Here is a 25,171-nt window from a genome sequence, read left to right on the forward strand (position 1 = left end):
CAAACAGGCCAAACAGTATATCAACTCAAGCAAGGCTTACTCGACGACTATTTGCGCCGCGAACTAGCCCAGCCCACGCTTCGTTTTGCGTAAGTCCTATGAATATAACTCTCTTTACATGGGACACTTGCAACCAAAACGCTGTTGCGAAGCTCTTATGTAAGCAGTACGTTCCGGTCAGTTATTCCTCGCTTTATAGCCATAATTCCCCGTTATGAAAACAATTCAGCTTTTCGCACTCGCAGGCATTAGTGTGTTGGCAATGAGCAATAGTTGTGCAACAAAGGACGATATTTCTCCTAATGAGCCACTTATTGTAGGCAGGATAGTCCGAACTGAAACCACAGTAGACGCCAAATCTACGAATCCACGCATTCGCTGGGTTATTGATATTGCCCCCTTGTCTTTACCTGGATGGGCGGGTCATTCTTACCAGCAGGCGAAAGTTTTCAACCTCCCCGACACAATTTCTTACAAAACGGGCAGTATGCTCACATTCCACTATCGTCTGATCGAGGAGGCGCAGCAAACGCCTTGGAGGACATTTTATGAGTGGTATAATGTGGCGGCTCAAACGCAACCTCCTGGTGCAGTTCCCCTACCAGAAATTGCTATTGCCGATGTTTTATTGAATTCGGGCAAATAGTGGCTTAACAGCCCCTGAAAGTAGGCTAAGCATAATAAGCCAAAGCTTACCCCTCGCTCCCGCCCCGCTGCCGGCTCAGGCGCAGTTCCAGCACCCGGGTATCCTCGTTGCTCCAGATGAAGTTGCGCACGTCTTCGATGCGGAACACTACCAGCCCATCGGGGGCGCCGTACTCGGTGTAGCACTCCATAAGCACCTGCTCGGCCGCGAGGCGGCGCACGTAGCCCGAGTAGTCCATCCCGATTTGGGTGAATACGTTTACGAGCTGGTTCTGCTCGTGGGCCCGCTCCAGCAGCAGCGGCACCGTCAGGTACTCCTGCTCCAGAAAAGCGGGCGATTTGAGGCCGGCGTACACCTTGTCGAGGTTGTCGGCCTTGAATTCGACGTGACGGATGTACTGGTCGTCGTAATCGACCTGAAACACATCGGCCATATTGAACGACTGGATGGCGGTCGACATTCCATCGCGGTTGATGATGCGTAGCACCACCACTTCGTCGGAGAAGCTCAACACGTAGCCTACCGCAAACCGGGTCGGGTCGCCCTGGCTGGTACGGACGCCCAGCAGCCGCTTCTCCTGCCGCGCCCGCTCGAATATTTCCTGAAAGATGCCCGACATGTGGTGAATGGGTGACTCGGTGAATGAAATACAAACCTCATTCTGAGCATGTGGCGGAGCCGCAGTCAAAGGATGACGTTCTTTTTGTACTTATCAACTATCCTTCCGCCAGCTTGGCCAGTACGTCCTTGGTGGTACTTACGTGGTCGGTGGCGCGGCTCATCGAGTTGAACACGTACTGGATGATGCCCTGCTTATCAATTACGAACGTGACGCGGCCGGGCAGCAGGCCCAGTAAGGCGCGGGGCACCTCATATAGCTTGCGTACCTGGCCACCGGAATCGGCCAGCAATGGGAAGGGCAGGCGGTGCTTCTGGGTGAATTTTTGGTGCGAGGCTTCCGAGTCGGAGCTCACGCCGACCACTTCGGCCCCGAGGTCCTGGAAATCCTGGTACTGGTCGCGGAACGAGCAGGCTTCGGCCGTGCAGCCTGGCGTGTCGTCTTTGGGGTAGAAGTAGAGCACCACGTTGCGCTGGCCGCGCAAGTCGCTTAGCCGAAAGGCCTCGCCGGTGGTCGTGTTGAGGGTGAAATCGGGGGCCTGGTCGCCAATCTGGAGCATAGCAAAACGGCGCGGAGCCGGCAGGAGGGCGCGGCGGACCGCGCGGGTTCGGCCCAACAGCGGACCGCCGCAAAAGTAGCCAAAACCAGCCGGGCCACCCGAAAAGCCGGTCCGACATACTTCCGTGAGGACTTAAACCGACTCAACAGTGCATCTTTGCATCTTCTTTTTGATGGCAAGCAGACCGCGAGCAACCGGCCGGGTCCATCATTCGGCCAGCTGCTTTCGGTCATCTTTCCATCTGCCCCCCGCTTTTCTGCCCGCATGGTCATCGACATTATTATTCCTGCCTTCAACGAAGAACGGTCCATTGCCAGTGTCTTGGCTGAAATTCCGGCGGAGTTGGTACGGGAGGTCATCGTGGTCGATAACAACTCCAGCGACCAGACCGGAGCCGTAGCGGCAGCGGCCGGGGCCACCGTGCTGCGCGAGCCCCGCCCCGGTTATGGCCACGCCTGCCTGGCCGGCATGGCCCACTGCTTCGCCCGCCCCGCCGCCGAGCAAGCCGATATTATCGTGTTTCTCGACGGTGACTACTCCGACTACCCCGCCGACATGACGGCCCTGGTGCAGCCCATCGTGCGCGGTGAGGCCGATCTGGTGATTGGGTCACGGGCGCTGGGCGAGCGGGAAGCAGGCTCGATGCTGCCCCAGCAAATCTATGGCAACTGGCTGGCCACCACGTTGCTGCGCTGGTTCTACGGGGCCCGGTTCACCGACCTTGGGCCGTTCCGGGCAATCCGGCGCGAGGCCCTGCAACGTATCGGTATGCGCGACACCACCTACGGCTGGACGGTGGAAATGCAGCTCAAGGCCGCCAAGCTCAAGCTGCGCTCCGTTGAAGTGCCCGTCCGCTACCGCCGCCGCATCGGCGTCAGCAAGGTATCGGGCACGGTAAAAGGCACGTTGGGCGCGGGCTACAAAATCCTCTGGACGATTTTTCGGTATTTATGAGCGGATGGAAGAAAGCAGAAAAACAACTGTTATGCTGAGCATGACATTCGTTTAACATCCGTCTCCTCCAGCCCCTGCTCGGCCCCTAGCTCCCCCATTTCCCCAATGCTCGTTCTGCAAGTTCTGTTGATGGCCATTTACGGCCTGTGCCTGCTGTTACTGCTGGGGTTTAGCCTCACGCAGTGGCACCTGGCGCGGCTGGCCCGACGAGCCTACGCCACCCCGCCCCCGCCCACCCCGCCTGCCCCCACCACCTGGCCCCGCCTGACGGTACAGCTGCCCCTCTACAACGAGCAGTACGTGGTGGAGCGCCTGATTGACACCTGCGCGGCCCTCGACTACCCCGCCGGCCGCCTCCACGTACAGGTACTCGACGACTCGACCGACGACACTGTGGCGTTGGCAGCGGCCCGGGTGGCCTACCACGCGGCCCGGGGCGTGCATATCACCCACGAGCGGCGGCCCGAGCGCACCGGTTTCAAGGCCGGGGCTTTGGCCTATGGCCTCACCCGCACCGAAGGCGAGTTGATTGCCATTTTCGACGCCGATTTCCTGCCCGAGCGCGACTTTCTGCGCCAAACGGTACCGCATTTTTTGGGCTCCGCACCCAACACCGACCGTATCGGCGTGGTGCAGACCCGCTGGGGCCACCTCAACGAGGAATATTCACTGCTCACCGAGTTGCAGGCGTTCGGGCTGAACGCGCACTTTTTTGTGGAGCAGGTAGGCCGGCAGCGCGGCGGCCACTTCCTGAACTTCAACGGCACGGGCGGCATCTGGCGGCGCGCCTGCATCGAGGACGCCGGCGGCTGGCACGCCGACACGCTCACCGAAGACCTCGATTTAAGCTACCGCGCCCAGCTGCGGTGCTGGCACTTCCATTACCTGCCCCAGGTGGCCGCCCCCGCCGAGCTGCCCGTCACGATGGATGCCCTCAAGTCGCAGCAGTTCCGCTGGACCAAGGGCGCAGCCGAAACTGCCCGCAAGCACCTGCTGGCCGTCTGGCGCTCGGGCCAGCCGCTGGGCACGCGCCTGCACGCCACGTTTCATCTGCTCAACAGCGTGGTGTTCGTGGCCATTCTGCTGATGGCGGTGCTGAGTGTGCCACTCGTGTTTGTGCGGGCGCTGGGAGCCGAGCAACTGCGGCCGGTGTTCCATCTGGCGGCGGTGTTCCTGCTGGCCCTGGTGCCGCTCACGTTCTACTTCCGCACGGCCTGGCGGCAGGCAGCCGTGCGGCGGCCGCCCCCAGCGGGCTTTGCCCGGCAGCTTTTGCTGTTTCTGGCTTTTTCGATGGGCCTGAGCCTGCACAATTCCCGGGCCGTGCTGCTGGGGCTGCTCGGGCAGCGCAGCGCCTTTATTCGCACGCCCAAGCTGGGCATCGTGGCGGGGGCTGGCGGCTGGAAGGCCCGGCGGTACCGCACCAGCGCGCGGCTCAGCGGCCTTACCTGGCTCGAAGGACTGCTGACTGCTTACTTCCTCTTCGGCATCGGAGCCGGCCTCTATCTGGGCGAATATGGCCTGCTGCCCACCCACCTGCTGCTGGCTACCGGCTACGGGCTGGTGTTCTACTACTCGCTCAAGCACGCGCAGTAAGGTGTTAGGGCTTATAGGAACATCATCCAAGCTCCTAAAATGAAACCTGCTCATATCGTCGCTTTGCTGGTTAGCGCCGCCGCCTACGGGCTGCTGGCCTACGCTACGCCGCGCCCGGCGTTCGGGCAGCTGGCGGGGCTGCTGGCGCTGGCGTTCGGGCTGCACGTGTGGCTGCTGAAAACCGGGCTGCCGCTGCGCCAGGGGCTGCTGGCGGCTTTATTGCTGCGCCTGCTCTGGCTGCCCGCCCTGCCAGCCTTCTCCGACGACTATCACCGCTTCCGCTGGGACGGCCTGCTGCTCGCCACCGAGGGCCTCAACCCCTACCGCTACCGCCCCGACGAACTGGTAGTGCCCCCCGGCAAGCCGGCTGACCAGAACGAAAAACTAATAACGAACAACCGGCAGCTACCCGCTATTTACCCCCGCCTCAACTCGCCCCAGTACTACTCCGTGTACCCGCCCGTCGACCAAGCCCTGTTCGGGGTGGCTGCGTGGCTGGCGCCCGACTTGGAATGGGGGTTTGTGGTGGCGCTACGAGGGCTGCTGCTGCTGGGCGAAGTGGCCACAGCCTGGCTGCTGCTGGCGGTGCTACGCCGCTTCCGGCTACCTCCCGAGCGGGCGCTGTGGTACCTGCTCAACCCGCTGGTGCTCGTCGAGCTCACCGGTAACCTGCACTTCGAGGGGCTGGTGGGCGGCTTTGTGCTGCTGATGCTCTGGCTCCTGACCCGGGGCCGGGCCGCAGCCGCCGGCGGGGCGCTGGCCCTGGCCGTGGCCACTAAACTGCTGCCGCTGCTGGTGCTGCCGCTGCTGCTGCGCCGCCTGCCCCTACCGAAACTAGTTTGGTTCGGGCTGGGCCTGGCGGCGGGGCTAGCCGCGCTGTTCGCACCATTCTTGAGTTTGGAATTGGTCGAGAACATTGGGCGCAGCCTCAACCTGTACTTCCGCAGCTTCGAGTTCAACGCCAGCTTCTACTACCTTGCTCGGGCGGGTGGCGAGTGGCTCACGGGCTACAACCAGATTGCCCGCATCGGGCCGGCGCTGGCCCTGCTAACGGCCTTGGGCGGACTACTCCTGGCAGCCACCGAGCGGCGACCCACCTGGGCCACGCTGCCCCAGGCGCTGTTACTGCTGCTTACGCTCTATTTTCTGCTGGCCACTACCGTGCACCCCTGGTACCTGGCCCCGCTTGTGCTCCTGAGCACCTTCACACGGGCCCGCTACGCGCTGGTATGGTCGAGCATGGTGGTGCTCTCCTACTCGGCCTACCGCACCTCCGCCTACACCGAAAACCTGTGGCTGATAGGGCTGGAATATACTGTGGTGCTGGTAGTGCTGGCCCTCGATGTGCGCCGGGGCCGGCTCGGCAGCGCTTATACTTCTACCGACTGATCATCGAGCACGTCCTGAATGTAGAGCATCTTTACCAGCACCAGGATAATGGCCATGATGGGCGTGGCCAGTATTAATCCCAGGGTGCCGGCATACAGGCCTAGTACCAGTTGGGCAACCAGAATCAGGGCGGGCGGCATTGCAATCAGCTTTTTCTGTACCAGAGGCGTGAGCAGGTTGGATTCGACCAGTTGAATACCCAGGTACAGCAGCACCACATAGAGGGCCTGCTGCGGACTATGGAGCAGGGCCAGCAGCACGGCCGGCACCATCGCCAGCACCGGCCCCAGGTTAGGAATGAAGGTAATCAGGCCCGCGAACAGCCCGAGGGCGCCCGCCAGCGGCACCCCTAGCACCCAGAGCCCCAGGCTACTAAGGATGCCGACTACTGTCATGGAAAATAACTGCCCCATCAGCCACTTGACCAGCGTTTGGTTGAGCTTATCCAGCACCTGGCCGCCCCGGGGCCGCCGGCCGAGGGTATGAGCAGCAGCATGCCCGACCGATAAAGCCGGGGCTGAATCATCAGGAACAACGCCAGAAACAGGATGATGTAGCCATCTGCCAGCATGCTTACCGTCGAGGAAAGCACCCCCGTTACGCGGCTCAGCCACCCCGAGCCGCCCTTCAGTATTTTTTCATAATCCAGATTTTGCTGCGCCAGGCGCTGGCCCAAGCCAGTATGAGCCAGCCGCTGCTGCAAGCTGCGGAAAGCCTCGGGCAGCTGCTCCTGCAACTGTCCGAACTGGTCGCCAACCCGCGTCATCACCAGCCAGATCATGCCCGCCAGCAGCCCCACTACCACCAGCGTAAACAGCGCCAGCGTTACGCCTTTGGGCCAGCCGGTACGGTGGTGCAGCCAGCTAGCTCCTGCCCGGAGCGGCAGGGCAATGAGCACGGCAGCCAGCACCAGCAGCAGTACATCGAAGGCCGAGCCTATCAACCAGAGCAACAGGATGGCCAGCAGTGTGATAGTCACCGCAATGCACACTCGTTGCACAAAGGAATACTCGTTGTTGGAGGTAGTAGAAGTTGTTTCCATAGGTGGTATCGGAGCAGTAGAGGGAACGAAGTAAAATAGGCAGATAATAACCGGTTAGTTAGCTCCGGGCCAATAAGCGTAGCGGCGGACTTGCTTGAGCCAGAGGTTGCGGCCGTCCCAGGTAGTTTGGCGCAGCAGCGTGTTGGGGTAAGTTTTGGCGAACCAGTAAGTGTTGGTTTTCTGGTCGGTGAGCACCACGCGCACCCGCCAAGCAGGTTCGGGCGTATCGGTGGTCAGGCCATCTTCCACTTTTATCTGGGCTTCGTAGAGTTTGGGGGCAGATGCCCGGCTGGTCTGCTGCAGCTCGTAGATGCGGGCCGCGAATTCGGGCCGCTGCTCGAAGCGTAACGCCCGCAGCGTGTAGGGCAGCGCATCCTCAAATAAGGCATTGAGCTGGAGCTTGCGGCGGCCCACGCCCTGGCCATCCCAGTACGAATTATAGGTCTGCTCGTACTGCAAGCCGTCGTCGTTGCTGATGGCCTTGAACGTGTTGCCGCACCACTCCTGCGACGAAGAAGTAAGCTTGTGGAGCTGCACTGGCTGGTCGCGCCGGAAGAACAACGAGGTCAGGAAGTGGTAGGGGTACGTATCGGTCGGAATACTGCAGAACTGGTTTACCTTCATCACCGGAAACAGATCCTGGCGCTGGTAGTCGTCGGTTTTTACGTTGAACTGCTGGTTGAACTCCTCCTTCACCGTGATGAGCGTGTACTCGAACTGCCGGGGCTGACCGTAAATCACGCGCTCGGCCCGGTACTGCGCTACTTCAGCTTTCCCATCTTCCCAGAGCTTGTTCATGGCCCAGTCCTGCCCAAACGCGCCGTCGCGGCGCAACAGTGGGTTGTCGGTGGCCACCGGAACGTGGGCGGCAGCCTTCTTCTCCTCGGATGGAGCGGAACAGGAAATAAGGCCGGCCGCCAGGGCCAGCGCCGCCAGTGGCGGAGCAACACGGAACATAAGAAAGCGGAACAGTAGGCCCGGAAAGTCTATACTACGGGCAAAGCAGGGCCGAGGGCTGAAGCTGGCTGTTGCTGCCAAGCCCGCAGGTCGTCTACGGTATCTATGTCCTGCAACGCCGGCAACAGATGCACCCGCAGGCCCAGGCGGGCGGCATCGGCCAGCGTTTCGGCCCGCACGGTGGCCGTGCTCCAGGGCTTATTGGCGAACAGCTCGGGGTACAAGCGCCGCATACCCAGCAGGTAATATCCTCCATCAACGGCTGGCCCCAGCACCAAATCGTGGGTCTGCAACGCCGCAAATGCCTCCCGCAGGTGCTCGGTAGTCAGGCCCGGGCAGTCGGTGCCGATGATGACGGCCGTCGCTGCGGGCCGCGCGAAATCGTGCGTGAAGGCAGCCTGCATTTTCTCGCCCAGGTCGCCGGCCGGCTGGGGTTGCTGCTCGAAGCCGGCCCAGTCGCGGGCCGCCTCGGGTCCGTTCTCGCCCACCAGCCACACGGTTTTCTGCACCGGCAGCGGGGCCAGCACGGCGCGGGTATGGTCGAGTAGCGTCCGGTACACGGCCAGCGCGGCCTCGGCCCCAATACCGGCCGCCAGCCGGGTTTTAACGCGCCCGAGTTCGGGGTGACGGGCAAAGATGATAAGAGAATCCAAGTGGTGACTGAGTAAAGTATTATGTGACATTTGAGGGTGCAGCATAAAGACACTGTCACCCGGAAGGAGGCAAAGAATCTGGTAAGACGCCAATCAACGGGCCGCTTCTTACCAAGTCCTTCACTCCCTTCCGGGTGACAGATCGTTGCACTCGTTCACTGAGTTGCGCCTCTACTTATACACCGGGTTGCCGGTTTTCAGCCACGGCCGCCAGAGCACGGAGTACGGGTGTACGTCGGTGGTGGGGCCCTGGGCATTCACAACGGCCTGGCCGTCGTTCATCCACTGAAAAATACCACCGTAGAGGTTGCGCACGTCGCGGAAGCCTTGCTCGCGCAACCACGTACCTACCTGCTCACTGCGGGCTCCCACCGTGCAGTACACCACCACCGGTCGGTTGCGGGCCACGCCCTTCAGGTCGAATTCGCGGAACTTATCGTAGTCCACGAACTTAGCTCCGCGCAGGTGGCTGACCCTATACTCGTCGGGGGTGCGGGTGTCGAGCAGCAGCACATTGCCACGCCCCTTCACCGGCTCCTGGTGCAACAGCGTAGCCAGGGCAGCGGGCTGAATGGTGGGTACGGTGCCCTTGTAGAGCAGGCCCAGCATCCGGTCGTAGGCCGTCATCGAATGGTCGGGCTTGGTGGGCGAATTCTGGCTGCAGGCGCTGGTAGTCCCGAGCAGGCATAACAGCGCCATTAAAAGCGCTAAGCGGCCAGAAATCAACAGGGAAAACGAGCGTTTCATGGACTTTGGGTGCTAGGTAGTAGCCCCGCCGCAGCTCGATCCAGCCCCGGCCGTGCAGCCGTAGCAATGTTGGTTGATGACGATGTTGCGGTCCTGGAGGCGGGCCTCGTCGAAGTCGCGGATGTGCTGGGGCGCACCGCTACCCACCAGCAGGTCGAGTTGCTGGTTGAAGTCGCAGTCGTAAAGTTGGCCGTCCCAGCCGATGCTCAGGGTACTGCGGCACATCACGTTGGCGGCGGCCACCGGGTTATAGGCATCTACGAGCTGCTGCATGTACTTTTCGTAGTTGCCGCTTTCGAGCAGATAGTCCAGGAAGCGGCTTACCGGCAGGTTGGTAATCGTGAGCAGGGCATTGAACTCGATACCGAACTCGCGCCCCAGCCGCTGCTTGAACTCGCGCTCCAGGCTCACCTGCGAGCCAGGCAAAAAGGCCCCCGACGGGTTATACACCAAGTCCATCGTCAGGCCCGAACCCTCGCGGCCATAGCCTACGGCGTTAAGCATCTTCAGGGCCTTGATCGACTTTTCGAACACACCCTCGCCCCGTTGGGCATCGGTGCGGCCGGCCGAAAAGTGCGGCAGCGACGACACCACCTGCACGTTGTGCAGGGCGAAGAACTCGGGCAAGTCGTAGTATTTCTTGTTGGCCACGATGATGGTGAGGTTGCAGCGCACGATGGTCGTGCGGCCCAGGGCCGAAATCTGCTCCACCAGCCACCGGAAATCGGGGTTCATCTCGGGCGCCCACCCGTCAGGTCCACCACCTCGATATCGGTCTGGGCCAGCGCGTCGAGGCAGAGCTGCATAGTGGCGCGGGTCATGATTTCGGTGCGGTCGGGACCGGCATCCACGTGGCAGTGCTTGCACACCTGATTGCACATGCGGCCCACGTTGATCTGCATGGTTTTCAACTCGGTGGGGCGGAGCGGCAGTAGCCCGGCTTCGCGCAGCTTCTGCCCAAATGCCGGCAGCCGCGCCCCCGCCGCCTGGGCCTCGGTGAGCACGGTGAGTTGGTAATCGGTATCGGCCAGCGGCGCGTGGCGAGCCTGGAGGGACTTAATCAAGGTGGTAAGTAGATAAAATGTGATGACGGTGATCAACAAGGCACCCGGGCAGCAGCAAACCGGGGGCAGGAGCGGTTGTTGCCGCCGCCCGCCCATTTAACCCGATTCGCACAGTGCCCCGTTCCTGCTACATGCTCATTTCCTTGGCCTTGTTCATCATTTGTACCCCGTGCACGAGGGCGGCCCCACCCTTAATGGCGGCGGCTACGTGCACGGCCTCCATCATCTGAGCTTCGTCGGCGCCCTTCTGGAGCGAGTCGGTGGTATAGGCATCGATACAGTAGGGGCACTGTACGGCGTGGGCAACGGCTAGGGCAATCAGGGCTTTCTCGCGCTCCGTGAGCGCACCATCTTTAAAAACCTCGGCGTAGTAGGCGAAAAACTTATTACCCATTTCGGGCTGCCACTGCGTGATGTTACCAAATTTGGCCAGGTCGGCGGGGTTGTAGTACGTATCCATGCGGGAAGAAAGTAAGAAGTAAAAAATCAGACGACACGGTAAGATACGCCTTCGGGACCTACCGGCTCACCCGGCGCACCCGAATCCGGACGTGCTCCCCATTTTCGCTCGTCGTGGGCTCCACCTCAATCTGGTCGGCCTCATCGTAGTACTTGGCCAGCCCTCGCACAATGCCCACCGCCAACGCGCCCATCCGCCGGACCGACACATAGTCGATGAATAGCTCGTCGGACGAGAGGCGGGTCACGTTGAGTACGGGTGGCGTATTGCCAGCGTGCTCGGCCCGTACCTGCCTGTGCATGGTATTCTCAGTGTGCTCAATCATGTCCAGCGTAGTCCATTCGGGTTTCACCAGCTTCTGATACATGTACATGAGGTCGGGCACCAAGTACTCCCCGAACTTCTCGTGCAACTCATCGGCCGAGAGGCCGGTCATGGTGGCAGCCTCCCCTACTAAGCGGTAAAGATGCTCGTCGGGGTACACATTCTTGTGGTTGAAATCGGTAGCCGAAAGCCCCGAAGCCTCCAGCAGATTCACCCACGTGCTGTGGTCGTACTGCGTCTGCACGTAGCGTTTGAGAAGCGTAAAAATGGTGCCGTGCACAGCGGTAGGGGTTTAAGCAGAAACGTATAATAAAAAATCGAGCTCTTTTGCCATGTTATCCGCCTGGTGGATACGCAACAAAGGAACTCGATTTTTAATTTTTGATTCTCCGTTTCTACCGGCCTACTAAATATTACCGATTACGGTGAGCGTGCTCATGGTCGGCGAAGCGACGCCGCCGATGTCTTCCACCGTCATGGCGAAGGCCTGGGCACTGGCAATATTCTTCATCTGCTGAATGCTGTCGCCGCTGGCCGTAGTAGTGGCTACCATACCCGCATCAACGGGCTGGCCGTTGTCGAGGGCCCAGAGCTGGTACTGCTTGCCTTCGGGCAGCGCTGGCAGATTGCGGACATCTACGTACACCGCTTTCGTATCGCGGTTGTAGTACACGCGGGCCAGTGCGTCGGGAGCTTTCGGCGTACCCTTGAGGTCCACGGTGCGGAATGCCTGGTTGCGCAGGATGCGCAGCTGCTGGTCGCGGTCGTTGAGGGCGGCCTGCTGCGTTGCCGCATAGCGCGACTGCTGGGTCTGGGCCACTTCGAGGCTGCTTTCCGTTTCCTTGAGCCGGTTGTAGAGCAGGTAGTTGCCCAGGCCACTCAGGATGAGCAAGGCCACGGAGGCGGCCACCAGCCAGCGGGTCCGCCCGGAAGCCGCCGCGGCCGGCAGCTGCCGTACCACCGCCTCGTGCGGAGTTGCCGCCGCTGCCCGCTCGGCAACCGACGACGAGGCCACCATGCGCGGGGGAGCGATGGGTGTGGCGGCTACAGGGCCAGCCAATGGCTCGGCGCTGGCCGGGCCAGTTTCGCGGATCGAGTTTTCCCAAGCCTGCAACACTCGTTCGCGCATGCCGTCGGGCGGCGTTAGGGCGTGGGCTTCGGCGTAGGCATCGAGGCCGCCGACGATGGCCGTCAGCTCTTGCTCAATAGCCGGATGCTCCTGAGCCATACGCTCAACGTCGGCCCGTTCGGCCGCATTGAGTACGCCCAAGGCGTATTCTTCGAGGATGCCAGACTCGATGTAGTGCTGTAAGTCCACCATTATCGAATCAGTTTAGAGAGTACTTTGATAGCCGCCCGGGCGCGGGTTTTCACCGTTCCGAGGGGGAGGTTGAGTTCTTCAGCCACTTCGCTTTGCGTAAATCCGCCGAAATAAAGCAAGTCCACGATTTGCCGCTGATCCGGGTTCAGCTGCTTGGTCATGTCCTGCAAACCAATGTGCTCGGGCCGGAACGAAGGTTCGGCGGCCAACCGCAGTACGGCACTATCTTCTATGGGCTGCGTGCGATTACCTACGCGGTACTGCCGAGACCGGATTTTGTCGATGGCCAAATTTCGGCACACATTCATTACCCACGTGAATAAGCGGCCTTTACTGGCATCATAGGAAGGAAACGACTGCCAGATTTTAACCATGGCTTCCTGCAAGACGTCCTCGGCAACTTCTTCCGTCTTCACCACGCGCAGAATCACGCCGTAGAGGGCGGCCGAATACTTATCGTAGAAGATGGTCATGGCCGCGTCATCTCGGTCGCGCAGGCGTTGCACGAGCAAAACTTCACTTTCGAGGGCAACTGGATCGGGGGTGGAAGCAGACACGGGCAGCAACTAAGGGAGGTGGGACGGCGTAGCACAGCCAGTCCCGCGAATGAAGCGAAAGTACACGATAAACAGTTACTTCGGCGGGCGGGCGCCGGAAAGGCTTTCCGTCGCGGGGCATAGCAGGCTTTGCTTACGCCCCGCCGCGGCCCGAAGTTACCCGCTCGGGCTTACTGTTGAGTTCGCGGGGTAACATCGGTCCGGCCCGATTTGTTGTTGCTTTTTATCTTCTGCCCTTCCCTACTCTTACCCGTTTATATGCCCATCGAATCCCGCAACCCCTACACCGGCCGCGTCGAGCAGCAATTCGAGGCCTTCAGCTGGCCCCAGACCGAGCAGATTTTGGGCGAGGCCCACACGGCCTTCGCCACGTGGCGCACTACGTCGTTCGAGCACCGCGCCCAACTCATGCACCGCGCCGCCGACTTGCTGCGCGAACGAGCCGATGAACTGGCCCGCCTCATGGCCATCGAAATGGGCAAGCCGCTGGCCGACGGCCGCGCCGAAGCCAATAAGTGCGCCTTGTGCTGCGACTTCTACGCCGACCGGGCCGAAGAATTTCTGGCCGACAAGCCCATCGAAACGGAAGCCCAGCGCAGCTTCATTGCCTACGAGCCGTTGGGCGCGGTGCTGGCCGTGATGCCCTGGAACTTCCCTTTTTGGCAGGTAGTGCGCTTTGCCGCCCCGGCCCTGATGGCGGGCAATGTGGGCCTGCTCAAGCACGCTTCCAACGTACCTCAGTGCGCGCTGGCCCTCGAAAAAATATTCCACGACGCGGGGTTCCCGCCAGCCACCTTCCGCACCTTGCTCATCGGCTCCGATCTGGTAGAAAAGCTGATTGCGGATGACCGGATAGTGGCCATCACGCTCACGGGCTCGGAGCCGGCCGGGGCCGCGGTGGCCGCCGCTGCCGGCCACCAGATCAAAAAAACGGTGCTGGAGCTGGGCGGCTCCGATGCCTTTATCGTGCTGGCCGACGCCGACCTGGAGCTGGCCGCCGCCACCGCCGCCAAGGCCCGCATGATCAACTCGGGCCAGAGCTGCATTGCGGCCAAGCGCTTCATCGTGGAGCAGCCCATACTAAAGGAGTTCATCACCAAGCTCAAAACCCATCTGCAGGCCCTGCAGGGCGGCGACCCGCTCGCAGAAGGCACTGACTATGGCCCCCTGGCCCGCGCCGACCTGGCCGACGAGCTGACCGAGCAGGTGGAAGACTCCGTGAAACAGGGGGCCAAGGTGGAGCTGGCCGGCGGCCAGCCCGAACCCGGTTCGGCCCGGTTTACACCCATTATCCTGAGCCAGGTGCAGCCCGGCCAGCGGGCCTACGAGGAGGAGTTCTTCGGGCCCGTGGCCATCGTGCTGGAAGCCCGCGACGCCGACGACGCTATTCGCCTGGCCAACGACTCGCGCTTTGGTCTGGGCGGCTCGGTCTGGACCCGCGACGCCAAGCGCGGCGAGCAATTGGCACGCCGGGTAGAGGCCGGTGCCGTATTCGTGAACAGCCTCGTGAAATCGGCCCCCGAAATGCCCTTCGGTGGCATCAAGAAATCGGGCTATGGCCGCGAGCTGTCGCACCTAGGCATCCGCGAGTTCGTCAACCAGAAATCGATTTGGATAGCCTGATAACAGGTGAGTAAAAGAAGAACCTCATTCTTCGCTTCGCGCTGAATGAGGTTCTTCTTTTACTTCGTCCGCCTCACTTTTACAGATACCCCAGCACCTTATACACCGCATAGCCAGCCATTTCGTGGAGCAGGATGCCCCAGAGGCGGAGTGGCTCTTCGGAGGGCAGCAGCAGGAAGGCGGGGGTGTAGCGGTGGTTGATGGAGAAGTAGCCCGCCGGGAAAGAAGCGGGGTGCAGGCCTACTTTGGCGAAACATGCCTCGGCCCGGCGCAGGTGGAAGGCCGAAGTGATGAGCACGGTACGCCGGATATCGGGGTGGCGGGCCAATAGCTCCTTCGTGTAAAGCGCGTTTTCGCGGGTGTTGCGGCTGCGGGTTTCGAGCAGGATATCCTGCTTCGGTACGCCGGCCAGGCGCAGCAGAATCCGTAGGTCGTCGGCTTCGGAGCGGGCCACCGAGTCGAAGGCGGCACCCGAGCCGCCCGACACGATGATGCGCCGGATGCGGCCGGCCCGGTAGAGCCAGAGCGTGTGCAGGAGCCGGTCGGCCTGCTGGGGTACGTACACCCGGTCGTGGGGCGACTTGCGCACTTCGGTGATGCCGGTGAGCAGAATGCCCGCGTCGTAGCCGGTGCCGAGCTGGGCCAGCGTAACGGGCGGACGCTCCCAGGCCAGCAGGGCTTCATTGATGAGAAATGGGTTGGTGAGCAGCGCCAGCAGCCCGAGCGCCGCCCATTGCAGCCGGCGGCTCCGGCGCAGCAGGCCCAGCAGCAGCAGCCCCACCACCCAAATGGCCGGCGACAACAGAAAATCGAGCAGCTTGGAAAGCAAAAAGAACATTCCGGCGCGCCTACTGGTCGGGGCAGGTTTGCAGGCCGCGCAGCATGGCTTTCACCTCCTCTTCGGTGCGGAGCGTGTTGCACTCGGTGAGGCGGCCCCGGCAATAGGCCACGAAGAAGGGCGCCACCTGAGTGTCCATCATTTTGCGGGCCACCGGGTTTTCGTCCACATCGAGGCGCAGGAATACGGTGTGCTGGTACGCTTCTTCGAGGGCCAACTTCTCGAAGGGCGAGGCCAGCAGGTCGCAGACGGAGCAGTTTTCGGCCGTGAACTTGGCCAACACCCGCGGATAGTCGTGGATGAGCGTGCGCAGGCCCTCGTCGTTGGTGTCAATGACTTTCATAGAGCGAAGATACGGGATGAGGAAGTTGGTTGAGGAGGAACGTCATTCAGAGCGTAGCGAAGAATGACGTTCCTCCTCAACCAACTCACCTGTTCTACTTCTTCTCCAGCATCATCTCCCGGATGTATTTCACCGGGGCGCTGCCGTAGCTGAGGAACTGCTCGTGGAAGGCTTTAAGGTTGAATTTGGCCCCCTGCTGCTTTTTCAGCTCCTCGCGCAGGTCGTAGATTTCGGTGTAGCCAGTGAAGTAGGAGCTGAGCTGCACCTGGCTCAAGGTGGCGCGCAGCCACTTATTGCGGGCCTCCGACTCTTCCTGAAACCCGTCGCGGCGCAGCATGGCCACGGCGGCGGCTTCGGTGATATTGCCAGCCTGCACCTCGTGGTCGAGGATGGCGTTGAGCGTCACGCGCATATTCCACTTGTCCCACATGAGCCAGAACTCGTCGGTGTTGCCGCCGTAGCCGCTTTCAAGCATCATGCGCTCGGCGTACACAGCCCAGCCCTCAATCATGGCCCCGTTGCCCAGAATAGACTTGATGAGCGAGGGGCTGCGGTTGGCGTACACGAGCTGGGTGTAGTGGCCCGGAATGGCTTCGTGAATGTTGAGAATCTGAAGCGTGTAGGTGTTGTACTCGCGCAGGTAGCTCTCGGCCTGGGCGGCGGGCTGGCCATCAAGGGGCTCCACGTTGTAATAAGTATCGGCGCCCTTATCGTAGGGGCCGGGGGCCGATACGCTGGCGCCGGCACCGCTGCCGCGCATGTAGAGTGGGGTTTCGCGCACCACCAAGGGCTTGGTGGGGTCCTGGGTCAGCAGGTCGTGCTCGTTTACCCAGCGGACCAGCTCGGGCATCTGCTCGCGCACGGCCTCCACGAACCGCTTGGGCGTGGCGTGCTCCCGCGAGAGGGCCGCTACCACGTCGGCCGCGATGCGCAGCGTATCGGTGGGGACGGCTTCGTACTGCACATACTTGGGGTAGAGGCGCATGGCCCGGGCCTTCATATCGGCCAGCAGTTCCTGCTTGTGGGCCAGGGCCTTGCGATATACCTCCTCGGCCGAGTAAGTGCTCTGGATATCGAGGGCAAACTTGCGGGCAAACAGCGCCGGCCCAATGCGGAAGGAGCGGAAGTTACCCGCCGGCAGCACCTCGGTCTGCAGAAACCGCACGTAGCCTTCCATGGTGAGGCGGGTGTTGCTGATGCGGTTCTTTAGGTCCTGCTTCTCGGCTTCACTCAGGCCCGACTTGGCCACCGAATCGAGCAGGGCGGGGCCGAACACTGCCAGCCCGCCTTGGGTCTGGCGGACGGCCAGGTTGGTGTGCTCGCGGGTGGGGCGCTCGATGTTCTGCTTGGCGGCCTCGTAGTAATCGGCCACCTGAATAAGTTTGGAGCTAATGGCCCGCAGCCGCCGATCCAGCGGCCAGTAGCGGCCGTTGAGGATTTCGGCCACCGAGCCGCCCACGTTATAGTTGGCCGGGTTCCACTGCCAGTCGCGCAGGCTGTCGGCGTAGAAGCGCGACGAGGCCAGGTAGTTCTGCATCAGCCGGTAGTCAGTCTGGTTGTTTACCGAGAGCTTCCCGACCGGGTAGGTCTGCATCTCCTTGGCCCGGCGGGCGCGGGCAGCAGCTTCCACCTGGCGGCGGCCGGCAGTGGGTACTACTAGCAGCGAGTCGTAGCGGTGGAAGCCGGCGCTGCTGGCCCACTCGGGGTTGTAATACCAGAGCGAGTCGATGAAGCGGGCCTTGTAGGCGTCGAAGTCGGCATCGAGCGTTTCGGGCGTACCCGAAAGCGGTTTGTTGCCCGAGTCGCAGGCCGCGAAAGCAAGGGAGCCGGCCAGCAAAGCGGCGGCGGGGAGCAGGTAGCGGTGGGTCATAGAAGGGAGTTAGGCGGGCAAGGTACGGGGCAAGGACGAGAGTAGCGGGCCCGGCGTTGCGCGGGCGGCCTCGACCCCGGCGCTGTGGATGGGGGCTGCCATTCCGGCCCGGCGGCAAACCCCGAACGCCCCGCGCTTACCCTCCGGCCCACTTTTCCGGCGCAGTTTTTTTCGCGGCGCGGCGCCCGTCTCTGGCGCAGCATTTGCACTGGCCGCCCGGCGTTCGTTCCCCTGCCTTTCTGCTTATGAAAATCCTGCTTGCCGCCCTGCTGGGGTTGCTGCTGACCCCGCCGGCCCAAGCCCAGTCCGTCGCCCGCCTCGACGGGGCCAATGGCTTCCGTGGCCTGCCTTTCGGGGCCCCGCTCACCGAGGCCCTGCACCTGCACCTGCTGCGCGAGAAGGGCGACGAAAAGGTGTACGAGCGCCTCGACGAGCAACTGCAGGTGGGAGGCTTCACGGCGGCGCGCATTCACTACAAGTTTTTCCGGGGACAGTTCGCGGCCGTCACCATCATCGTGAAGGGCAACGCCGAAACCCGGAAGGTGCGCCCCGTGCTAGAGGCCCTCTACGGCCCCGGCCAGCCCGAAAGCTTCGGCGGCAAGTGGCAGGGGGTACTGGTAGGCCTCTCTTACGCCTCCCTCTCCGACGAGCAGACCATTTTGGCCATGAGCAGCCGCCTGCTGGCCGCCCAGATCCAGCAGGCCAACGCCTCCGTCAACACCACCAAGCTCAAGATCAAACAGAAGTAGCTCGGGGCCCGAGCAACACCGTTTCGGCCGCCCTTCGCGTCAGCCCCACCCACCAAGACCTACCGCGCCGCCGAATCATAGTAAGCGGCCGTGCCGCCGAGCAGTTGGGCTACGGCTTCCAGCTCGGTCCAGTCGTTGCTGGTGCCGCCCAGAAACCCGCCCCGCCGGATGGCCTGCGCGTTGCTAGGGGGCGTAAGCCCCGTCAGGCAGCGCCCGCGTAGCAGCAGCCGGTGGCCCTGCACCAGCACGAAAATACTGATGTTGGAAGTCAATGTAAACTCGCTATAGTCGGTGCTGAGGGCGAGCAGGTCGGCATCGGAGTAGCGAAAGGTGTAGCCGCGGGCAACCAGCACCGCGGCGGCCCGCTGCCAGGCCACGTCCCCCTCGTCGGGCAGCGTGAGCACGATGGTATCGTCGTTTTTGTCGGGCTGGGCGTGGGGTACGGGCCCTTGGGCGAAGGCCGGGGCCCCGGCTAGGGCCAGCAGCAGGGGTAGCAGGAACTTTTTCATCAGAATAAGGGGTATAAAGTGCTGCGCCCGGCCCCGGGGTGGAGTCGGGCGCGGCGGTTAGTAATTTATTGAGCGGGTGTACTGGCGGGTGCCGCCCAATAGGCGGGCAACCTCCTCCAATTCCTGCCACTTGTGGCCGTCGCGCCCCGACCCCTTGCTCTGGTTGGACATCAAAAACCAGACGGTGGGGAACGTAGTGCTGCCATTGGGGGTATAGGCTTGCAACCGCAGCTCGTGCCCCTGCACGGCCAGCACCAGTCCCATCGTATTGGCCTCTCGCGGGACGATGGCTTCGGTGGTGAGCGTGAGCAGCTCGGGGCTGGCGTAGCGGATAGGATACCCGCGCCGGGCCAGCAGCTGGCCGGCTCGCTGCCAGAGGGCGCGGCCTTCGTCGGGCAGCGTGAGCACAATGGTGTCGTCGTCTTTGTCGGGCTGGGCCCGGAGTTCGGCGGGCGGGGTGCGGGGCTCGGGGGTCTGGGCGAGGGCGGGCACTCCGAGCAGCAGGAGGCCGGCCAGCAATAGTTTAGGGGACATAAGGCAACGGGGATAAAGAGTGGGTTTACATACCCCGTGCCCCGCGCAAAAAACCCGCCAGTTGTGCGTAGTTCGCCGCCCGCCGCGCCTTTTTGGTTCGTGCTATTCGCTCAGCACCACCTCGGCCAGCAGCGGGAAATGGTCGGAGCCCACGCCGGGCAGCCGCTGGAGCTTTATCAGGCGAAACTCTCGCGTAACAAAGAGGTGGTCGAGGGGCCAGCGCAGCGGAAAGATGGTGGCATTGAAGGTGTTGAACAAACCCCGGCCCAGGCGCACGTTGTGCAGCCGCCCGCCGGCCTCGAACATGCGCGTCGTGAACGACCACGACACGTCGTTGAAGTCGCCGAGCACCAGGGCTGGGCCGGACTCTTGCTGCACGAGCTGGCCCACTTTCAGCAGGGCCACATCCCGCACGCCTACACTGCTAGGGTGATTGTCGGGCACAGGTGGCGTGGGATGGACGCCGAAAAAGCGCACCGCCCGGCCGCTGGGCAGGCGCAGGCCCGTGATGATGGCCGGCACGTGGGGCTGTTGCAGGTTGCGGTGCTCCGGATTCAGCAGGGGCAGGCGCGAGTAGAGCACCATGCCATAGGTGTTTTCGCGGGGCAGCTCGATGTAGTAGGGGTACTGCTGGCGCAGCGGGCGCAGGGCGTCGGCCCACCACTGGTTGGTTTCGAGCAGCAGCACCACGTCGGGCCGTTGGGCCCGCACCTGGGCCAGCACGAGGTCGGCGCGGCGGTTTTTCTGGTACACGTTGAGCTCGTAGAGGCGCAGGCGGGCGCTGGTGTCGGCGGCCTCGGCGGCGGTGGCGTTGGGCACGGCGTAGGGGGCCAGCGGGGCGTAGGGCAGCAGGAAGTAAAGCTGCACGGCCAGCCCGAGCAGGGCCGTGGCCAGCACCCAGCGCCGCAGCGCCTGCCGCTGCCGCCGCCCCCACCATAGTAGCAACCCCAGCCCCGCCAGCACCAGCAGCTGCATGGCCACGAACTGGAAGCGCAGGAAATCAAGGATTTGCAGCCACCACACCCCGGCGGCCAGCAGTGAGAGCAGCGTCCCTATCAGGGCCAGCAGGCTGATAGCGAACAGGAGTTTGAGCAGGAAGGATTGCAGACGGGGCATCGGAAAGGAATAGGGAAGCAGCCCCGGCGGCGCGGCCGGGAGCCCGGATGGTTAGAACTGCTGGAGCCAGCGCATGGCCTCGCCCTCGTCGGTAAACGTTTCGAAGTGGTAGGCCTGGCGGACGGCCTCCAGATTGGCCGTAATGGCCGTATTGATGGCCTCGTCGGGGCTGAATTGCGTGGCCCGAAGGGGCGCGAGCAGGCAGGCGATGTACACCGGCCGCGGGTGCAGGGCAGCCAGCGCGGTGGGCATCCATTCTTCGGCCGCCCACCGGCTGGTTTCGGGGTTGGGCGTGAAGCGGCGGCGCACGTCGAGCAGCCAGTGGGTGCAGCCTACCTGCTGGGCGGCGGCGAGCAGGGCCGCGTAGTGCTGGCGTAGCTGGGAGGGGGTGGCGTCGGTCAGCCAGCGCACCAACAGCACGTTGAGGTCGGAGCGGTAGTCGATGCTGAGCTCCTCGGAGCGTAAGAGGGAAGGATTCACGGCAAGAAACAGGATTGGCAGGTGCGAATATAGCGTAGCCGGCCGGCTCAGGGTTGCGTCTGGGCATCCCGCTGCACCCGGCCGCCGCCGAACCGGCCGGCTGCGCGGAGGCCGCCCCCGGCCGGCCTGGGGCCAGAACCGCCGTTTGGCGGGGGCGGGGTATATTGGCCGCATGATTCGTTTGCTGACTTCCCTGCTCCCGCTGCTGCTGGCGGCCTGCTCGCAAAACGCCCCCGAAACCACCCGCCGCCCCGCTCCCACCGGGCCGCCGGCCATTCCGGTACAGGCAGCACCGGAGCAAGCGGCCCCAGCCCAAGTCCGGGCCGCGTTTATCGAAACCTTCGAGGCCGCCGAAAAGGGCAGCTACGCCCCCGCCGACGAAGTGCTGGGCTCGGGCTCGTGGCGCCTGAGCGAGGCGCTCATCGGCTCTTCGGACCAAGACCACAAGAACGGCGCCCACGCCGCCCGCCTGCGCCTGGGTGGCCGCCTGACCATGAACTTCGATGCCCCCGCCGGGGTGCGCCGCATTCGGGTAACCAGCGCCGCCTACGGCCAGGATGCGCCCAGCACCTGGGAGCTGTGGGGCAGCCAGGATGCAGGCCGCCACTACCGCCGTATTGGGGCGGCCGTGCGTACCGAGGGGCCGCGGCTGGTGGTGACCACCTTCGAGGGCGGCAGCGCCCAGGCCCTGCGCCTGGAAATCCGCAAAACCGACAGCGGCAGCGGCCGGCTCAACCTCGATGATGTGGTGCTGGAAACGGCCGACGGCACGGCCGTAGCCGGCGGCCCGGCTACCTTCCCCACCAAAACCACAGACGGCCGCCCGCAGCCAACTCCTACCAATGCGGGCAATCAGCCCCCCCACCCATCGGGTGCCCAGACGCCCGGTACCCGCGACGCCAACCTGGCCCTGGGCAACCCGAGCGGGGCCACGGCTTCGCTGAGCACGCCCAACAACTACCTGCTGGTGCGGCCCCAGTACGCGGTGGGCTACCATGCCCGCCGGGGCACGCCCACCTGGGTGAGCTGGCACCTGAGCGCCGCCTGGCTCGGCTCGGCTCCGCGCCAGGACGATTTCCGGCCCGATCCGGCCCTGCCCCGGCAGTTCTATGCCGTGGCGCCGCGCTCCTACAGCAGCTCGGGCTTCAACCGGGGCCACAACTGCCCCTCGGCCGACCGCAGCTACGACCTCGACGATAACTCGGCCACCTTCCTGATGACGAACATGATTCCGCAGGCGCCCAACAACAACCAGCGCACCTGGGCTGCTCTCGAAGACTGGACCCGCGCCCAGGTGCAGCGGGGGCAGGAAGCCTACGTTATTATGGGCAGCTACGGCCAGGGCGGCACGGGCTCCAACGGCTTCACCACCACCCTCGACCAGGGCCGCGTCACGGTGCCGGCCCGCATCTGGAAAGTGCTGGTACTGCTGCCCGAGGGCGAAAAGGACCTGCAACGCATAGCCGCCGGCCAGGCCCGCGTCATCGCCCTCGACACGCCCAACGACCAGCAGGTAAGCCCCGACTGGAGCCGCTACCGCGTCAGCGTCGATGCCCTCGAAGCCGCCACCGGCCTCGACCTGCTCTCGGCCCTGCCCCTGCCGGTGCAGGAAAAGCTGGAAGCCACTGTGGATGCCAGCCCGGTGCGGTAGGAGGCTTGTTGTTGTTGGTTGTTGGTTGTTGGTTGTTGGTTGTTGGTTGTTGGTTGTTAAAGAAGGAACGTCGTGCTGAGCGAAGCGGAGCGCAGTCGAAGCATCTCTACCGCAGTGGTAAATTCATCGGCTGATTAGCCCCACAATGAAGCGGTAGATATGCTTCGACTCCGCTTCGCTCAGCAGACGTTCCTTTGTTACAGTTGCTGTTCTCCTATCACCCCTGATGCCACCCTCCCTACTTACCTCCCCTGCGCCCGAAGCCCACCGTTACCGCCAGGCGGTGGCGGCTTCGTTTCTATTACAGGGGCTGTGTTTTTCGACCTGGGCGGCCCGCATCCCAACGGTGCAGCACCAACTGGGGCTCTCGGAGGCGGCGCTGGGCGGGGTGCTGCTGGCCGTGCCGGTGGGCTCGTTGGCGGCGCTGCCGCTGGCGGGTTGGCTGGTGGCCCGGTTCGGGAGCCGGCTCGTGGCGCAGTTGGGGCTGCTGCTGTATGCGCTGGGCCTGCCGCTGCTCGGTCTGGCCAGCAGCGTGCCGCAGCTACTGGCGGCGCTGGCCCTGTTCGGCGTGGCCGGTAACCTGGCCAACATCAGCATCAACACCCAGGCCGTGGGCGTAGAAGCGCTGTACGGTCGTTCTATTCTGGCCAGCTTTCACGGCGTTTGGAGTGTGGCGGGGTTCCTGGGGGCGGGCCTGGGAACGGTACTGATTGCCTGGGGAGTGCCGCCGCTGTTTCATTTCCTGCTCGTGGGCGGGACCGTGCTGCTGGGCCTGCTGCTCACCCGCGCCAACCTGCTGCCCCACGACGCGCCCCGCCCCGCCGATACGCCCCTGTTCGTGCTGCCCGACAAGTCGCTGCTGCTGCTTGGGGTGCTGGCGTTTTGCTCCCTGCTCTGCGAAGGCACCATGTTCGACTGGAGCGGGGTGTATTTCCGGCAAATCGTGCGGGCCCCGCCGGCCTGGGTGGGCCTGGGCTTTGCCGCTTTCATGGCCCTGATGGCCACCGGCCGCTTCGTGGCCGACTGGTTTACCGACCGGTTCGGCCGCCGCCGGACGCTGGTGCTCAGCGGCCTGCTCGAAGCCGCCGGCCTGACCCTGGCCGTGGTGTGGCCAACGCTGTTAACGGCCACGGTGGGCTTCATGCTGGTGGGTCTGGGGGTGTCGGCGGTGGTGCCGCTGGTGTACGGGGCCGCCGGCCGCGCTACCACCATGCCCGCCGGCGTGGCCCTGGCCGCCGTCACGACGGTCGGGTTCGCCGGCTTTCTGCTCGGGCCGCCGCTGATTGGGTTCGTTGCCGGGCTTAGCAGCCTGCGCGTATCATTCGCTTTGGTGGCCGGCATGGGCCTGGCCGTAGCCGCGTTGGGTAGTCGGGTGAAGGAGTGAGGAAGATAAAAGAACTGTCATTCTTCGCTCCGCTCAGAATGACAGTTCTTTTATCTTTACCTAGCCTATCTTTTCCCTTCCCTATGCCTTCCGAAAACATCTATACGCCCCGCCAGCAGTATGTGCTGCTGATTCTGTGTCTGGTGACACTGGCGGGGCTGATTCTGCTGGGGCTGGGCTCCTATATCACGGCTTTTCTGGGGGCGGGGGTGCTGTACGTGGTGCTCCGACCCTGGTTTACGGCCCTGGTCCACCGCGGCAGCTGGAACCGGCAGCTCGTCACGGCCGCGTTGCTGCTGTTCGCCTTCGTGGTTATTATCCTGCCCTTCACGGCCCTGGTGTTCATGCTGGTCAACCGCATCCGCCTCTACGCCCAGGACACGAGCCAGATTATGACGGTGCTGCACACCATCGAGCAGAAAACCGGCTACCAGTTCACGACTGAAGGCAACGTGCGCGGCCTAGTCCAGCAGTCGGTGAGCTGGCTCAGCACCCGCATTCCGTCGCTGGCCAGCGGGTTATTGCATTTCACGGTCATCATCGGCCTGATGCTGTTCACGCTCTACTTCATGTTTATTCAGGAAGAAACCTTCCTGCGGGGCCTGCGCCGCTACCTGCCCTTCCGCAGCAATACCCTGCGCGAGCTGGGCGACGCGCTGCGCAACACGGTGAATGCCAACGTGCTCGGCCAGGCCCTCATTGCGCTGGTGCAGGCCCTGCTCACGGCCCTCACGCTCCAGATTTTCGGGGTTACCGACGCCTGGTTCTGGGGGACGCTGTCCTTCTTCACGGCCTTTATTCCGGTGCTGGGCACGCCGCTGGTCTGGGGCCCGGCGGCCATCCTCAAACTCACCCAGGGCCACGTGGGCCAGGGCGTGGGCATTCTGTTGGTGGGCGTCATCGTCATCATCAACATCGACAACCTACTGCGCATCATGCTGGCCCGCCGCATGGGCGACATCCACCCGCTCGTTACCCTGGCTGGGGTGGTGCTGGGGGTCGAAATTTTCGGTATTCTGGGCCTTGTAATGGGGCCGCTTCTGCTCTCCTACTTTATTGTATTGATAACGGTATTCGAACGCGAAAACCGCATCCGCCGCCGCCCGCTGTCCGAGCCGCACGAATCGATTGAGGAGGCCCTGAGCCCGCCCCCGCTGCCACCGGCCGGGCCGGTGTAGCGGAAACGGGC

25 protein-coding genes and 2 pseudogenes are annotated in these 25,171 nt (G+C 63.2%); 9 read left to right on the forward strand and 18 right to left on the reverse strand.

What is annotated here, in order from left to right:
* The first annotated feature begins 214 nt into the window (after nucleotides 1-214).
* Nucleotides 215-646 carry a hypothetical protein gene (locus CDA63_RS20410; RefSeq protein WP_126546799.1) on the forward strand — a complete coding sequence of 144 codons (432 nt, stop codon included), beginning with the start codon at nucleotides 215-217 and terminating at the stop codon, nucleotides 644-646.
* 46 nt (nucleotides 647-692) lie between these two features.
* Here CDA63_RS20410 and CDA63_RS09505 read toward each other — a convergent pair whose 3' ends face one another.
* Nucleotides 693-1,265 carry a hypothetical protein gene (locus CDA63_RS09505; RefSeq protein ID WP_088464222.1) on the reverse strand — a complete coding sequence of 191 codons (573 nt, stop codon included), beginning with the start codon at nucleotides 1,263-1,265 and terminating at the stop codon, nucleotides 693-695.
* A 97-nt stretch (nucleotides 1,266-1,362) separates the two neighbouring features.
* On the reverse strand, nucleotides 1,363-1,824 hold the full coding sequence (locus tag CDA63_RS09510) for a peroxiredoxin (RefSeq protein ID WP_088464223.1): 462 nt from the start codon (nucleotides 1,822-1,824) through the stop codon (nucleotides 1,363-1,365).
* 264 nt (nucleotides 1,825-2,088) lie between these two features.
* Here CDA63_RS09510 and CDA63_RS09515 point away from each other — a divergent pair, with 264 nt between their 5' ends.
* From CDA63_RS09515 to CDA63_RS09525, 3 genes are all read left to right on the forward strand, one after another.
* A complete protein-coding gene (locus CDA63_RS09515; RefSeq protein WP_088464224.1) occupies nucleotides 2,089-2,778 on the forward strand; it encodes a glycosyltransferase family 2 protein in 690 nt (229 codons plus the stop codon).
* A gap of 105 nt (nucleotides 2,779-2,883) precedes the next feature.
* Nucleotides 2,884-4,371 carry a glycosyltransferase gene (locus CDA63_RS09520; protein ID WP_165768252.1) on the forward strand — a complete coding sequence of 496 codons (1,488 nt, stop codon included), beginning with the start codon at nucleotides 2,884-2,886 and terminating at the stop codon, nucleotides 4,369-4,371.
* A gap of 39 nt (nucleotides 4,372-4,410) precedes the next feature.
* Nucleotides 4,411-5,760: a glycosyltransferase 87 family protein gene (locus CDA63_RS09525; RefSeq protein WP_126546800.1), complete on the forward strand. Its 1,350-nt coding sequence runs from the start codon at nucleotides 4,411-4,413 to the stop codon at nucleotides 5,758-5,760.
* Here CDA63_RS09525 and CDA63_RS09530 read toward each other — a convergent pair.
* The 9 genes and pseudogenes from CDA63_RS09530 to CDA63_RS09570 form a co-directional block, all read right to left on the reverse strand.
* Nucleotides 5,742-6,802, reverse strand: a pseudogene (locus CDA63_RS09530) (AI-2E family transporter). The gene CDA63_RS09525 and the pseudogene CDA63_RS09530 overlap by 19 nt on opposite strands.
* Nucleotides 6,803-6,856: 54 nt before the next feature.
* Nucleotides 6,857-7,759: a hypothetical protein gene (locus CDA63_RS09535; protein ID WP_088464226.1), complete on the reverse strand. Its 903-nt coding sequence runs from the start codon at nucleotides 7,757-7,759 to the stop codon at nucleotides 6,857-6,859.
* Nucleotides 7,760-7,788: 29 nt separating this feature from the next.
* Entirely contained in the window at nucleotides 7,789-8,412 is a 624-nt protein-coding gene (locus CDA63_RS09540; protein WP_242434625.1) for a TIGR04282 family arsenosugar biosynthesis glycosyltransferase, read from the reverse strand.
* A gap of 171 nt (nucleotides 8,413-8,583) precedes the next feature.
* Complete coding sequence (locus CDA63_RS09545; RefSeq protein ID WP_165768253.1) at nucleotides 8,584-9,111, reverse strand: rhodanese-like domain-containing protein; 528 nt, start codon at nucleotides 9,109-9,111, stop codon at nucleotides 8,584-8,586.
* A gap of 60 nt (nucleotides 9,112-9,171) precedes the next feature.
* Nucleotides 9,172-10,220, reverse strand: a pseudogene (gene arsS / locus CDA63_RS09550) (arsenosugar biosynthesis radical SAM (seleno)protein ArsS).
* Nucleotides 10,221-10,350: 130 nt separating this feature from the next.
* Nucleotides 10,351-10,683, reverse strand: coding sequence for an arsenosugar biosynthesis-associated peroxidase-like protein (locus CDA63_RS09555; protein ID WP_088464229.1), 333 nt, complete (start codon nucleotides 10,681-10,683; stop codon nucleotides 10,351-10,353).
* Between the two features lie 58 nt (nucleotides 10,684-10,741).
* Nucleotides 10,742-11,287, reverse strand: a complete 546-nt coding sequence (locus CDA63_RS09560) for a heme NO-binding domain-containing protein (RefSeq protein WP_088464230.1) — start codon at nucleotides 11,285-11,287, stop codon at nucleotides 10,742-10,744.
* 126 nt (nucleotides 11,288-11,413) lie between these two features.
* Complete coding sequence (locus tag CDA63_RS09565; protein WP_088464231.1) at nucleotides 11,414-12,328, reverse strand: anti-sigma factor; 915 nt, start codon at nucleotides 12,326-12,328, stop codon at nucleotides 11,414-11,416.
* Nucleotides 12,328-12,885: an RNA polymerase sigma factor gene (locus tag CDA63_RS09570; RefSeq protein ID WP_242434626.1), complete on the reverse strand. Its 558-nt coding sequence runs from the start codon at nucleotides 12,883-12,885 to the stop codon at nucleotides 12,328-12,330. Before CDA63_RS09570 ends, CDA63_RS09565 begins: the two co-directional genes overlap by 1 nt.
* Nucleotides 12,886-13,143: 258 nt before the next feature.
* Between CDA63_RS09570 and CDA63_RS09575 the strand changes: the two genes are divergently transcribed.
* Nucleotides 13,144-14,508, forward strand: coding sequence for an NAD-dependent succinate-semialdehyde dehydrogenase (locus tag CDA63_RS09575; RefSeq protein WP_088464233.1), 1,365 nt, complete (start codon nucleotides 13,144-13,146; stop codon nucleotides 14,506-14,508).
* Nucleotides 14,509-14,587: 79 nt separating this feature from the next.
* Here CDA63_RS09575 and CDA63_RS09580 read toward each other — a convergent pair whose 3' ends face one another.
* The 3 genes from CDA63_RS09580 to CDA63_RS09590 form a co-directional block, all read right to left on the reverse strand.
* A complete protein-coding gene (locus tag CDA63_RS09580; RefSeq protein WP_088464234.1) occupies nucleotides 14,588-15,346 on the reverse strand; it encodes a YdcF family protein in 759 nt (252 codons plus the stop codon).
* Between the two features lie 10 nt (nucleotides 15,347-15,356).
* Nucleotides 15,357-15,689 carry a thioredoxin family protein gene (locus CDA63_RS09585; RefSeq protein ID WP_088464235.1) on the reverse strand — a complete coding sequence of 111 codons (333 nt, stop codon included), beginning with the start codon at nucleotides 15,687-15,689 and terminating at the stop codon, nucleotides 15,357-15,359.
* 94 nt (nucleotides 15,690-15,783) lie between these two features.
* Nucleotides 15,784-17,559, reverse strand: coding sequence for a DUF885 domain-containing protein (locus CDA63_RS09590; RefSeq protein WP_088464236.1), 1,776 nt, complete (start codon nucleotides 17,557-17,559; stop codon nucleotides 15,784-15,786).
* Nucleotides 17,560-17,804: 245 nt separating this feature from the next.
* Here CDA63_RS09590 and CDA63_RS09595 point away from each other — a divergent pair, with 245 nt between their 5' ends.
* Complete coding sequence (locus tag CDA63_RS09595) at nucleotides 17,805-18,308, forward strand: hypothetical protein (protein WP_088464237.1); 504 nt, start codon at nucleotides 17,805-17,807, stop codon at nucleotides 18,306-18,308.
* Nucleotides 18,309-18,367: 59 nt separating this feature from the next.
* On the opposite strand, the gene CDA63_RS09600 is transcribed toward CDA63_RS09595, so the two are convergent.
* The 4 genes from CDA63_RS09600 to CDA63_RS09615 all read right to left on the reverse strand — a co-directional run bounded on the left by CDA63_RS09600 (nucleotide 18,368) and on the right by CDA63_RS09615 (nucleotide 20,947).
* Complete coding sequence (locus tag CDA63_RS09600) at nucleotides 18,368-18,817, reverse strand: hypothetical protein (RefSeq protein ID WP_088464238.1); 450 nt, start codon at nucleotides 18,815-18,817, stop codon at nucleotides 18,368-18,370.
* Nucleotides 18,818-18,874: 57 nt separating this feature from the next.
* Entirely contained in the window at nucleotides 18,875-19,351 is a 477-nt protein-coding gene (locus tag CDA63_RS09605; protein ID WP_126546801.1) for a hypothetical protein, read from the reverse strand.
* A gap of 102 nt (nucleotides 19,352-19,453) precedes the next feature.
* On the reverse strand, nucleotides 19,454-20,467 hold the full coding sequence (locus CDA63_RS09610; RefSeq protein WP_088464240.1) for an endonuclease/exonuclease/phosphatase family protein: 1,014 nt from the start codon (nucleotides 20,465-20,467) through the stop codon (nucleotides 19,454-19,456).
* A gap of 51 nt (nucleotides 20,468-20,518) precedes the next feature.
* The gene (locus CDA63_RS09615; RefSeq protein WP_088464241.1) at nucleotides 20,519-20,947 is read right to left on the reverse strand and encodes a hypothetical protein; all 429 of its coding nucleotides are present in this window, start codon (nucleotides 20,945-20,947) and stop codon (nucleotides 20,519-20,521) included.
* Nucleotides 20,948-21,119: 172 nt separating this feature from the next.
* Here CDA63_RS09615 and CDA63_RS09620 point away from each other — a divergent pair, with 172 nt between their 5' ends.
* From CDA63_RS09620 to CDA63_RS09630, 3 genes are all read left to right on the forward strand, one after another.
* Nucleotides 21,120-22,598: a DNA/RNA non-specific endonuclease gene (locus CDA63_RS09620; protein WP_242434627.1), complete on the forward strand. Its 1,479-nt coding sequence runs from the start codon at nucleotides 21,120-21,122 to the stop codon at nucleotides 22,596-22,598.
* A gap of 226 nt (nucleotides 22,599-22,824) precedes the next feature.
* Entirely contained in the window at nucleotides 22,825-23,982 is a 1,158-nt protein-coding gene (locus tag CDA63_RS09625; RefSeq protein ID WP_088464242.1) for an MFS transporter, read from the forward strand.
* 83 nt (nucleotides 23,983-24,065) lie between these two features.
* Entirely contained in the window at nucleotides 24,066-25,160 is a 1,095-nt protein-coding gene (locus CDA63_RS09630) for an AI-2E family transporter (protein ID WP_088464243.1), read from the forward strand.
* The last annotated feature ends 11 nt before the right edge of the window (nucleotides 25,161-25,171 follow it).

Source organism: Hymenobacter amundsenii (genome assembly GCF_002204745.1).
GTDB classification, from domain to species: domain Bacteria; phylum Bacteroidota; class Bacteroidia; order Cytophagales; family Hymenobacteraceae; genus Hymenobacter; species Hymenobacter amundsenii.